Below are 12,584 nucleotides of genomic sequence, written 5' to 3' on the forward strand. Positions count from 1 at the left end.
AAGCAGTATTGATAATTGGTACAAGTAAAGTGAATCGTTTAGGGGTGCCGTTATCCGTCTTCTTTGGAGGCGTTAAAATGATGATACCTAATATGGTGAAATATCCAATTCTTATGTTACCAATATTGACAACAGCCATTGTATCAGGTTTGGTATCAGCATTAGTAGGTATTCATGGAACGAAAGAATCAGCTGGATTTGGTTTTATAGGAATGGTAGGACCGATTAATGCATTTAAATTTATGGAGGTTGATTCTGCTTGGTTGAGTGTCTTACTAATTGTAGTAGCGTTCTTTGTTGTGCCATTTGTAACAGCTTGGCTTGCAGATATCATTTATCGTAAAGTGTTTCGTTTATATACTAATGATATTTTTAAATTCATGGGATAAGGACAGTATGTTTTTTGAAAATATTAGACCAAAAATTATTTAATGTTATTGTGAATTGCGAGAATAAAGTTTAGCAATATAATTGAGTTGCAGTTTATTTGTGCTTATAAAAGATAAGATAATTCACAAAAGATGTGTGTTTTAAAACTTTGAATATACAACAATAATAGCAATCAATACATGTGCAGAAACATATGTGTTGATTGCTTTTTAATTGCGTTTAATGTACGAAAATAAGAGAAGTTACATGTCAGATATATTACAGCTATGTAACAAAAATACAATCTGTAATATTACGAAAGCTGTAATAGTTGAGCTAAATATAGTAAAAATCTTATGTGTTAAAGACTATTTCAAGGGTTGATTGGATTCTAAAGGGCACATATTTCACATTACAGTATAAAACAGCCATATTTCAACATTACAAATAACACTTGATATTGTAATGTTTTGTAAAGAAAGTGTAATTTACTGGCTGGTTTTTTGTGATATAGTGAGTACCGTTGAAAGAAATAAAAGACAATTTAAACTTGCACTACGACATTCAAATTCAAAATATAATTACTAAAAACATAAACTTACAATTATTACTGGAGGATTTTTTACTATGAAAAAGACAATTATGGCATCATCATTAGCAGTGGCATTAGGTGTAACAGGTTACGCAGCAGGTACAGGACATCAAGCACACGCTGCTGAAGTAAACGTTGATCAAGCACACTTAGTTGACTTAGCGCATAATCACCAAGATCAATTAAATGCAGCTCCAATCAAAGATGGTGCATATGACATCCACTTTGTAAAAGATGGTTTCCAATATAACTTTACTTCAAATGGTACTACATGGTCATGGAGCTATGAAGCAGCTAATGGTCAAACTGCTGGTTTCTCAAACGTTGCAGGTGCAGACTACACTACTTCATACAACCAAGGTTCAGATGTACAATCAGTAAGCTACAATGCACAATCAAGTAACTCAAACGTTGAAGCTGTTTCAGCTCCAACTTACCATAACTACAGCACTTCAACTACTTCAAGTTCAGTGAGATTAAGCAATGGTAATACTGCAGGTGCTACTGGTTCATCAGCAGCTCAAATCATGGCTCAACGTACTGGTGTTTCAGCTTCTACATGGGCTGCAATCATCGCTCGTGAATCAAATGGTCAAGTAAATGCTTACAACCCATCAGGTGCTTCAGGTTTATTCCAAACTATGCCAGGTTGGGGTCCGACAAACACTGTTGACCAACAAATCAACGCAGCTGTTAAAGCATACAAAGCACAAGGTTTAGGTGCTTGGGGATTCTAATTCCTTCATAATAAATAAAAGTAATGTTTAGACATTAAATATATAGCTCTTCCCATAGAAATTGGGGAGAGTTTTTTTATTAATTAAAAATACATTTTTTAAAAAGTGGATATTGAAGTTAGGGAAATTTATTGGACTTTATTGTATTACTGCTAAAATACTTGTCTTTATTAAGTGCCAAGTGGAATGAAACTTCATTTGAGGCTGTACTGAGTACACTAGATACAAACTAAACGCACATTTTATAATTAAATTAAATGAAAAAGGAGATAAAAATGGCTATAAACATAATTGAATATAATAGGTCTTATAAGGAAGAGCTAATCGAGTTTATTTTATCGATTCAAAAAAATGAATTTAATATAAAAATTGATAGAGATGATCAACCTGATTTGGAGAACATCGAACATAACTATTTGAATAGTGGAGGGCAATTTTGGCTTGCAATAAACAATCATCAAAATATTGTTGGTACTATAGGTTTGATTAGACTAGATAATAATATGTCTGCACTTAAAAAAATGTTTGTTGATAAAGGTTATAGGAATTTAAAAATAGGTAAAAAACTTTTAGATAAAGTTATAATGACATGTAAAGAACAAAATATCGATGGTATTTATTTAGGAACAATTGATAAATTTATTAGTGCACAGTATTTTTATTCTAATAATGGCTTCCGTGAAATTAAGCGAGGAGATTTACCAAGTAGTTTTCCTAAATTAGATGTAGATAATAGGTTTTATTACAGAAATTTAAAAGATTAATTCGATGCAATGAATAATTGGTATGACAATCTTAGTAATATTCATTTTAAAAGTGACACATAGCGTTTAAATATAAAGGCTGACGTGATATATCGCTTGGTTTAAATTAGAGGATAGGCTGCATTTCGCTTTATTTTCAATACATGGTAATTTATTCATTATAGAAATTTTGAAAAAGTAAATTCGAATAGCATATCTTAATGATTCTGTTACAGTAAGATGCATAAAATATAAAACGAACCTTTTTTTGTAAAAATATAATGAAAATAACAGTTATTTTGCTAAAAATTCAAGAATCTATGATAATCTATGTTATGTAGTAAAATCGACAAATTTATATGTGGTTTGCAGTAATGAAATTAACTGTAATAATTGTTTTCTACTTAATAAAAAATTTAAAACTATCTTAATTAAGGGTTAAATCAATTAATGAAAATCAGTGCAATATTTTATTTTCAAAAATATTGTGATATGCTACAAAATAGAGAAAAATAAATGGGGCGTTTATTAACATGGATACAAAAGACTTTAAACGTTTAGAAAAAATGTATTCCCCGCGATACTTACCCGGATTAGATGGATTGAGGGCATTCGCAGTTATAGGAATCATTATTTATCACTTGAATGCACAATGGTTAAGTGGGGGCTTTTTAGGAGTAGATACATTCTTCGTTATTTCAGGTTATTTAATAACAAGTTTGTTGATAAGTGAGTATTATCGGACGCAAAAAATCGATTTGCTAGAGTTTTGGAAGCGACGATTGAAACGACTCATTCCGGCAGTGTTATTTTTAATCTGTGTCGTGCTTACGTTCACACTGATATTTAAACCGGAATTGATTATACAAATGAAACGAGATGCTATTGCAGCTATATTCTATGTTTCAAACTGGTGGTACATTTCACAGAATGTAGATTATTTTAACCAATTTGCTATTGAACCACTCAAACATTTATGGTCTTTAGCCATTGAAGAACAATTTTACTTGCTTTTCCCATTGGTTATCACGTTCTTATTACATAGATTTAAACCGAGAAATATTATTCAAACGCTATTTATTGTATCGTTGATTTCTTTAGGACTTATGATAGTGATTCATTTCATCACTGGAGATAATTCACGTGTGTATTTTGGGACAGATACACGACTGCAAACTTTATTGCTTGGTTGTATATTAGCATTTATTTGGCCTCCGTTTGCTTTGAAAAAAGATATTTCTAAAAAGATTGTCGTATCATTAGATATTATAGGGATATCTGGTTTTGCGGTTCTAATGACTTTGTTCTTTATAGTTGGCGACCAAGATCAATGGATCTATAATGGAGGATTTTACATTATATCATTTGCAACTTTATTCATTATTGCAATTGCGGTACATCCTTCTAGTTTATTTGCTAAATTTTTAAGTATGAAACCTTTACTAATTATAGGTAAACGATCATATAGCTTATATTTATGGCATTATCCTATCATTGTTTTTGTGAACAGTTATTACGTACAAGGACAAATACCGGTATACGTTTATATTATAGAAATTTTGTTAACAGCGTTAATGGCTGAAATTTCGTATCGCTTTATTGAAACACCTATACGTAAAAAAGGATTTAAAGCTTTTGCATTTTTACCTAAAAAGAAGGGGCAATTTGCTAGAACAGTGTTAGTTATCCTATTATTGGTTCCGTCTATCGTTGTGCTCAGTGGACAGTTTGATGCACTTGGCAAACAACATGAAGCCGAGAAGAAAGAGAAGAAGACGGAATTTAAAACAACGAAGAAAAAAGTCGTTAAAAAAGATAAGCAAGAGGATAAGCAGACAGCGAATAGCAAAGAGGATATTAAAAAGTCATCACCACTATTAATTGGTGACTCGGTCATGGTGGATATTGGTAATGTCTTTACTAAGAAAATACCAAATGCACAAATTGATGGTAAAGTTGGACGGCAACTCGTTGATGCTACACCAATTGTGAAATCGCAATATAAAGACTATGCTAAAAAAGGTCAAAAAGTTGTAGTAGAGCTTGGTACAAATGGGGCATTTACGAAAGATCAATTAAATGAACTATTGGATAGTTTTGGAAAAGCAGACATTTATTTAGTTTCTATTAGAGTACCTAGAGATTATGAAGGTAGAATAAATAAATTAATTTATGAGGCAGCTGAAAAGCGCTCTAATGTACATCTAGTCGATTGGTATAAAGCTTCTGCAGGTCATCCGGAATACTTTGCATATGACGGTATTCACTTAGAATATGCAGGTAGTAAAGCGCTGACTGATTTGATTGTAAAAACGATGGAAACACATGCTACAAATAAGAAATAACTTGATGCACTAAACTTTTGAAATATTACATTACTTCTGATATTTATTATCAAAAATGATGTATTTCATTAAAAGTTTAGTGCTTTTTTATTTTCAAATCCCATGTTAACGGTGCAGAAAAAGTGTTGTAAACATTCTAATTGGTATATTACATTCAATGAAGCTTTATTAGGAACAGATTACATTATGATAACAAAGCCCGCAAGACACCTAATCTCTGTTATAGTTTGTTTTGTCGCAAAACTATAAAAGTTATAATTATTTGCATACTAAAAAAATAAAAAATATAAAATTTAAAATAATTGAGTCGCTAATGACTATATGTATAGAGTGTTTTGATTATTGGGAGGATATTTAATTATGAAAAAAATCGTTACAGCTACAATCGCTACAGCAGGACTTGCCACTATCGCATTTGCAGGACATGATGCACAAGCCGCAGAACAAAATAACAATGGATATAATTCTAATGACGCTCAATCATACAGCTATACGTATACAATTGATGCACAAGGTAATTATCATTACACTTGGACAGGAAATTGGAATCCAAGTCAATTAACGCAAAACAACACATACTACTACAACAACTACAATACTTATAGTTATAACAATGCATCTTACAATAACTACTATAATCATTCATATCAATACAATAACTATACAAACAATAGCCAAACAGCAACAAATAACTATTATACTGGTGGTTCAGGTGCAAGTTATAGCACAACAAGTAATAATGTTCATGTGACTACAACTGCAGCGCCATCTTCAAATGGTCGTTCAATTTCTAATGGTTATGCATCAGGAAGTAACTTATATACTTCAGGACAATGTACTTATTATGTATTTGATCGTGTTGGTGGGAAAATTGGTTCAACATGGGGTAACGCAAGTAATTGGGCTAACGCAGCTGCATCATCTGGCTATACAGTGAACAATACACCAAAAGTTGGTGCTATCATGCAAACAACACAAGGCTATTACGGTCATGTTGCTTACGTTGAAGGCGTTAACAGCAACGGTTCTGTTCGTGTTTCAGAAATGAACTATGGACATGGTGCTGGTGTGGTTACGTCTCGTACAATTTCAGCAAACCAAGCAGGTTCATATAATTTCATTCATTAATCAAATGTAAATCAAATGACGTCAATATTCTCTAACATGAGAGTATTGGCGTTTTTGTTTTATATAAATATAAATGAGAGCGGTTTATTCACTGATCTTTAGGGAACTAAGTAATAAAGTGATAATTTATACTATGTCAGTATGATTGAGAGTGATTCAATTTAGATGAAAACCATGAAAAAATATATCAAAACAGCATTTTTTTGTAGTATGTATTGGTTAATTGTTCAACTAAATATAGCAAATTTAGGTACAAGAATTCCTGATAAGTATTTTCGTCAGAAGTACATAATATTTAAATCATTTAATTTTGAGAAGCATGGAAAATTTTGGAACAAATGGTTTTACGTAAGAAAATGGAAACATAAGATTTTAGATGGTCATCAGCTTAATCAAAATATATATGATCAGCGTCATTTAATGACAATCAATACTGATGAAATTGAAAAAATGATTATAGAGACAAAGAGGGCAGAGTTGATTCATTGGATATCGATACTTCCAGTCATCATATTCAATAAAGGCTCTCGTTTAGTAAAGTATATAAATATTTTCTATGCAATGATAGCTAATGTTCCAATCATTATTGTGCAACGCTATAATCGACCGAGATTAACGCAGTTACTACGCATATTAAAACGAAGAGGTGAACGTCATGACTAAACATATCATCGTTATTGGTGGTGGCTTAGGTGGGATTTCTGCAGCAATTCGAATGGCACAAAGTGGCTATTCGGTCTCATTATATGAACAAAATAATCATATAGGAGGCAAAGTGAATCGTCATGAATCAGATGGCTTTGGCTTTGATTTAGGTCCATCTATTTTAACGATGCCTTATATTTTTGAAAAATTATTCGAATATAGCAAGAAGCAAATGTCAGACTACGTTACAATCAAGCGATTGCCACATCAATGGCGTAGCTTTTTTCCAGATGGAACGACTATCGATTTGTATGAAGGTATTAAAGAAACAGGTCAGCATAATGCGATATTGTCGAAACAGGATATAGAGGAACTGCAAAATTATTTGAATTATACAAGACGAATCGATCGTATTACTGAAAAAGGGTATTTTAACTATGGTTTAGATACACTATCTCAAATTATTAAATTTCATGGGCCATTAAATGCTCTTATTAATTATGATTATGTACATACTATGCAACAGGCCATAGACAAGCGTATCTCGAATCCATACTTGCGACAAATGTTAGGCTATTTTATCAAATATGTAGGTTCTTCATCATACGATGCGCCAGCTGTATTATCTATGTTATTCCATATGCAACAAGAGCAAGGCCTTTGGTATGTAGAAGGTGGAATCCATCATTTAGCCAATGCCTTGGAAAAGCTAGCGCGTGAAGAAGGTGTCACAATTCATACAGGTGCACGTGTGGACAATATTAAAACATATCAAAGACGTGTGACGGGTGTCAGATTAGATACAGGTGAGTTTGTAAAGGCAGATTATATTATTTCAAATATGGAAGTCATACCTACTTATAAATATTTAATTCACCTTGATACTCAACGATTAAACAAATTAGAGAGGGAATTTGAGCCGGCAAGCTCAGGATATGTGATGCATTTAGGTGTTGCTTGCCAATACCCGCAATTAGCACATCATAATTTCTTTTTTACGGAAAATGCTTATCTCAATTATCAACAAGTTTTTCATGAAAAGGTATTGCCAGATGATCCGACCATTTATCTAGTAAATACGAATAAAACTGATCACACACAAGCGCCAGTAGGTTATGAAAATATCAAAGTCTTACCACATATTCCATATATTCAAGATCAGCCTTTTACCACTGAAGATTATGCGAAGTTTAGGGATAAAATTTTGGATAAATTAGAAAAAATGGGACTTACTGATTTAAGAAAACACATTATTTATGAAGATGTTTGGACACCGGAGGATATTGAAAAAAATTATCGTTCTAATCGTGGTGCAATATATGGTGTTGTAGCAGATAAAAAGAAAAACAAAGGATTTAAATTTCCTAAAGAAAGTCAGTATTTTGAAAACTTGTACTTTGTAGGTGGATCAGTAAATCCTGGTGGTGGCATGCCAATGGTTACATTAAGTGGGCAACAAGTCGCAGACAAAATAAACGCGCGAGAAGCGAAGAATAGGAAGTGATATCTATGAAATGGTTATCACGAATATTAACAGTAATAGTGACCATGTCTATGGCGTGTGGTGCATTGATATTTAATCGTAGACATCAGCTAAAGACGAAAACGCTGAACTTCAATCATAAAGCATTAACAATTATTATTCCGGCTAGAAATGAAGAAAAAAGAATAGGTCATTTACTACATTCGATAATACAACAGCAAGTTCCAGTAGATGTCATTGTTATGAATGACGGATCGACAGATGAAACAGCACGTGTAGCACGTTCATATGGTGCGACTGTAGTAGATGTTGTTGATGATACTGACGGCAAATGGTATGGGAAATCACATGCTTGTTATCAAGGTGTGACGCATGCATGTACGAATCGTATTGCCTTTGTAGATGCTGATGTAACTTTCTTAAGGAAAGATGCTGTTGAAACGTTGATTAATCAGTATCAATTACAAGGTGAAAAAGGATTGTTAAGCGTACAGCCTTATCATATAACAAAGCGTTTCTACGAAGGGTTTTCAGCGATATTTAATTTAATGACAGTCGTTGGTATGAATGTATTTTCTACCTTAGACGACGGTCGGACTAACCAGCATGCATTTGGACCGGTGACATTAACAAATAAAGAAGATTATTATGCAACTGGAGGTCATAAAAGTGCGAACCGTCATATTATTGAAGGATTTGCTTTAGGAAGTGCATATACTTCACAATCATTGCCCGTAACAGTTTATGAAGGATTTCCATTTGTTGCATTTCGCATGTATCAAGAAGGATTTCAGTCATTACAAGAAGGATGGACAAAGCATTTGTCAACTGGGGCAGGTGGCACAAAGCCTAAGATCATGACAGCAATTGTGTTGTGGTTGTTCGGTTCTATAGCGAGTATTTTAGGGCTATGTCTTAGTTTAAAATATCGCCAAATGTCTGTAAGAAAAATGGTAGCACTTTACTTGAGCTATACTACACAATTTATTTATCTGCATCGAAGGGTCGGCCAATTTTCTAATTTATTAATGGTATGTCATCCATTGTTATTTATGTTTTTTACTAAAATTTTCATCCAATCTTGGAAACAAACGCATCGGTATGGTGTAGTTGAATGGAAAGGTCGTCAATATTCTATATCTAAAGAACAATAAATCAAGGTAATGGCATTTCAATATAGGAGGACTAGTATGACAATGATGGATATGAATTTTAAATATTGTCATAAAATCATGAAGAAACATTCAAAAAGCTTTTCTTACGCTTTTGACTTGTTACCAGAAGATCAAAGAAAAGCGGTTTGGGCAATTTATGCTGTGTGTCGTAAAATTGATGACAGTATAGATGTTTATGGCGATATTCAATTTTTAAATCAAATAAAAGAAGATATACAATCTATTGAAAAATACCCATATGAACATCATCACTTTCAAAGTGATCGTAGAATCATGATGGCGCTTCAGCATGTTGCACAACATAAAAATATCGCCTTTCAATCTTTTTATAATCTCATTGATACTGTATATAAAGATCAACATTTTACAATGTTTGAAACGGACGCTGAATTATTCGGATATTGTTATGGTGTTGCTGGTACAGTAGGTGAAGTATTGACGCCGATTTTAAGTGATCATGAAACACATCAGACATACGATGTCGCAAGAAGACTTGGTGAATCGTTGCAATTGATTAATATATTAAGAGATGTCGGTGAAGATTTTGACAATGAACGGGTATATTTTAGTAAGCAACGATTAAAGCAATATGAAGTTGATATTGCTGAAGTGTACCAAAATGGTGTTAATAATCATTATATTGACTTATGGGAATATTATGCAGCTATCGCAGAAAAAGATTTTCAAGATGTTATGGATCAAATCAAAGTATTTAGTATTGAAGCACAACCAATCATAGAATTAGCAGCACGTATATATATTGAAATACTGGACGAAGTGAGACAGGCTAACTATACATTACATGAACGTGTTTTTGTGGATAAGCGGAAAAAGGCAAAGTTGTTTCATGAAATAAATAGTAAATATCATAGAATATAGGTGGTTGAATAATGAAGATTGCAGTAATTGGTGCAGGTGTCACAGGATTAGCAGCGGCAGCCCGTATTGCTTCTCAAGGTCATGAAGTGACGATATTTGAAAAAAATAATAATGTAGGCGGGCGTATGAATCAATTAAAGAAAGACGGCTTTACATTTGATATGGGTCCCACAATTGTCATGATGCCAGATGTTTATAAAGATGTTTTTACAGCGTGTGGTAAAAATTATGAAGATTATATTGAATTGAGACAATTACGTTATATTTACGATGTGTATTTTGACCACGATGATCGTATAACGGTGCCTACAGATTTAGCTGAATTACAGCAAATGCTAGAAAGTATAGAACCTGGTTCAACGCATGGTTTTATGTCCTTTTTAACGGATGTTTATAAAAAATATGAAATTGCACGTCGCTATTTCTTAGAAAGAACGTATCGCAAACCGAGTGACTTTTATAATATGACGTCACTTGTGCAAGGTGCTAAGTTAAAAACGTTAAATCATGCAGATCAGCTAATTGAACATTATATTGATAACGAAAAGATACAAAAGCTTTTAGCGTTTCAAACGTTATACATAGGAATTGATCCAAAACGAGGCCCGTCACTATATTCAATTATTCCTATGATTGAAATGATGTTTGGTGTGCATTTTATTAAAGGCGGTATGTATGGTATGGCTCAAGGGCTAGCGCAATTAAATAAAGACTTAGGCGTTAATATTGAACTAAATGCTGAAATTGAGCAAATTATTATTGATCCTAAATTCAAACGGGCCGATGCGATAAAAGTGAATGGTGACATAAGAAAATTTGATAAAATTTTATGTACGGCTGATTTCCCTAGTGTTGCGGAATCATTAATGCCAGATTTTGCACCTATTAAAAAGTATCCACCACATAAAATTGCAGACTTAGATTACTCTTGTTCAGCATTTTTAATGTATATCGGTATAGATATTGATGTGACAGATCAAGTGAGACTTCATAATGTTATTTTTTCAGATGACTTTAGAGGCAATATTGAAGAAATATTTGAGGGACGTTTATCATATGATCCTTCTATTTATGTGTATGTACCAGCGGTCGCTGATAAATCACTTGCGCCAGAAGGCAAAACTGGTATTTATGTGCTAATGCCGACGCCGGAACTTAAAACAGGTAGCGGAATCGATTGGTCAGATGAAGCTTTGACGCAACAAATAAAGGAAATTATTTATCGTAAATTAGCAACAATTGAAGTATTTGAAGATATAAAATCGCATATTGTTTCAGAAACAATCTTTACGCCAAATGATTTTGAGCAAACGTATCATGCGAAATTTGGTTCGGCATTCGGTTTAATGCCAACTTTAGCGCAAAGTAATTATTATCGTCCACAAAATGTATCGCGAGATTATAAAGATTTATATTTTGCAGGTGCAAGTACGCACCCAGGTGCAGGCGTTCCTATTGTCTTAACAAGTGCGAAAATAACTGTAGACGAAATGATTAAAGATATTGAGCGGGGCGTATAAGGGAGTAGTCTAAGAGAAAGATGTGAGAAAAGTATAAGGGGAAAGTAAAAGGCATAGTGAAATAAGTATGTTCTAAAGAAGTTTTATTTAACAATGAATAGGCGCCTGTTAAGGTTCACGTTTGAATACGTACCTTGAGGGGCGTTATACTTTATATAAGCATATCTAACTGGTTGCGCATGCGGATATGCATGACAGTTAAATCATAACGATTGAGTGCATATTAATCTGAAAATTCCTAATATTGACAATAATAATGTACCTACCTAAAATGAAAATAAATTCATTCAATACAACGTGTGTCATAAGTTCTGTTGAACATAACGGTGAATGGCGATGTCATTGTAACCATCTAAATGAGAGTGATACAAGTTGTTAGGATTATGATAGTCGCCCAGGCTATGTTTAATGATAGAGGAGGAATTTGATGATCTCTAACAAATTAGCAAATATCCCTGATAGTTATTTCGGGAAAACGATGGGACGTAAAATCGAACATGGACCATTGCCATTAATTAATATGGCAGTTGGGATCCCTGATGGGCCCACGCCACAAGGTATTATTGATCATTTTCAAAAAGCACTAACTATTCCTGAAAATCAAAAATATGGTGCTTTTCATGGTAAAGAAGCGTTCAAGCAAGCTATTGTAGATTTTTATCAAAGACAATATAATGTGACGTTAGATAAAGAAGATGAAGTATGCATTTTATATGGTACAAAAAATGGATTAGTGGCAGTACCAACATGTGTTATCAATCCAGGAGACTATGTATTACTACCTGATCCAGGCTACACGGACTATTTAGCAGGTGTACTTTTAGCTGATGGCAAGCCAGTTCCGCTTAATTTAGAACCGCCACATTATTTGCCAGATTGGTCCACAGTTGATTCACAAATAATAGATAAAACAAAACTCATTTATTTAACGTATCCAAATAATCCAACTGGATCGACAGCTACGAAAG

The 12,584-nt window shown here is 33.2% G+C and carries 11 protein-coding genes; all 11 read left to right on the forward strand.

The genetic code is table 11. From position 1 onward, the window contains the following. The coding region (locus tag IDG60_RS15055) for a PTS sugar transporter subunit IIC (RefSeq protein ID WP_206160861.1) at positions 1–389 on the forward strand (389 nt) is incomplete at its 5' end. 607 nt (positions 390–996) lie between these two features. Then, on the forward strand, positions 997–1,698 hold the full coding sequence (isaA, locus tag IDG60_RS15060) for a lytic transglycosylase IsaA (protein ID WP_000751263.1): 702 nt from the start codon (positions 997–999) through the stop codon (positions 1,696–1,698). A 275-nt stretch (positions 1,699–1,973) separates the two neighbouring features. Further along, positions 1,974–2,462, forward strand: a complete 489-nt coding sequence (locus IDG60_RS15065; protein ID WP_000996739.1) for a GNAT family N-acetyltransferase — start codon at positions 1,974–1,976, stop codon at positions 2,460–2,462. Between the two features lie 512 nt (positions 2,463–2,974). Beyond that, the gene (locus IDG60_RS15070) at positions 2,975–4,786 is read left to right on the forward strand and encodes an acyltransferase family protein (RefSeq protein WP_000379821.1); all 1,812 of its coding nucleotides are present in this window, start codon (positions 2,975–2,977) and stop codon (positions 4,784–4,786) included. A gap of 360 nt (positions 4,787–5,146) precedes the next feature. After that, positions 5,147–5,914 carry a CHAP domain-containing protein gene (locus IDG60_RS15075; RefSeq protein WP_000725225.1) on the forward strand — a complete coding sequence of 256 codons (768 nt, stop codon included), beginning with the start codon at positions 5,147–5,149 and terminating at the stop codon, positions 5,912–5,914. A 174-nt stretch (positions 5,915–6,088) separates the two neighbouring features. After that, entirely contained in the window at positions 6,089–6,577 is a 489-nt protein-coding gene (crtO, locus tag IDG60_RS15080; RefSeq protein WP_001805835.1) for a glycosyl-4,4'-diaponeurosporenoate acyltransferase, read from the forward strand. After that, positions 6,570–8,063, forward strand: coding sequence for a phytoene desaturase family protein (locus IDG60_RS15085; RefSeq protein WP_000160456.1), 1,494 nt, complete (start codon positions 6,570–6,572; stop codon positions 8,061–8,063). Before crtO ends, IDG60_RS15085 begins: the two co-directional genes overlap by 8 nt. A 5-nt stretch (positions 8,064–8,068) precedes the next feature. Next, on the forward strand, positions 8,069–9,196 hold the full coding sequence (gene crtQ / locus IDG60_RS15090) for a 4,4'-diaponeurosporenoate glycosyltransferase (RefSeq protein WP_000871744.1): 1,128 nt from the start codon (positions 8,069–8,071) through the stop codon (positions 9,194–9,196). A gap of 36 nt (positions 9,197–9,232) precedes the next feature. After that, positions 9,233–10,096: a 4,4'-diapophytoene synthase CrtM gene (gene crtM / locus IDG60_RS15095; protein ID WP_000178308.1), complete on the forward strand. Its 864-nt coding sequence runs from the start codon at positions 9,233–9,235 to the stop codon at positions 10,094–10,096. 11 nt (positions 10,097–10,107) lie between these two features. Continuing rightward, a complete protein-coding gene (locus IDG60_RS15100; protein WP_000686168.1) occupies positions 10,108–11,616 on the forward strand; it encodes a phytoene desaturase family protein in 1,509 nt (502 codons plus the stop codon). Between the two features lie 427 nt (positions 11,617–12,043). Further along, positions 12,044–12,584, forward strand: a 541-nt coding sequence (locus IDG60_RS15105; RefSeq protein ID WP_206160862.1) for an aminotransferase class I/II-fold pyridoxal phosphate-dependent enzyme, incomplete at its 3' end; no start/stop codon positions are given.

This window comes from Staphylococcus sp. EG-SA-2 (assembly GCF_017152085.1).

Bases quoted from the DNA above. Each gene is read 5' to 3' on its own strand.
- crtQ (WP_000871744.1), top strand. From the start codon at position 8,069: ATGAAATGGTTATCACGAATATTAACAGTAATAGTGACCATGTCTATG.
- IDG60_RS15070 (WP_000379821.1), top strand. From the start codon at position 2,975: ATGGATACAAAAGACTTTAAACGTTTAGAAAAAATGTATTCCCCGCGA.
- IDG60_RS15075 (WP_000725225.1), top strand. From the start codon at position 5,147: ATGAAAAAAATCGTTACAGCTACAATCGCTACAGCAGGACTTGCCACT.
- crtO (WP_001805835.1), top strand. From the start codon at position 6,089: ATGAAAAAATATATCAAAACAGCATTTTTTTGTAGTATGTATTGGTTA.
- IDG60_RS15085 (WP_000160456.1), top strand. From the start codon at position 6,570: ATGACTAAACATATCATCGTTATTGGTGGTGGCTTAGGTGGGATTTCT.
- crtM (WP_000178308.1), top strand. From the start codon at position 9,233: ATGACAATGATGGATATGAATTTTAAATATTGTCATAAAATCATGAAG.
- IDG60_RS15065 (WP_000996739.1), top strand. From the start codon at position 1,974: ATGGCTATAAACATAATTGAATATAATAGGTCTTATAAGGAAGAGCTA.
- isaA (WP_000751263.1), top strand. From the start codon at position 997: ATGAAAAAGACAATTATGGCATCATCATTAGCAGTGGCATTAGGTGTA.
- IDG60_RS15100 (WP_000686168.1), top strand. From the start codon at position 10,108: ATGAAGATTGCAGTAATTGGTGCAGGTGTCACAGGATTAGCAGCGGCA.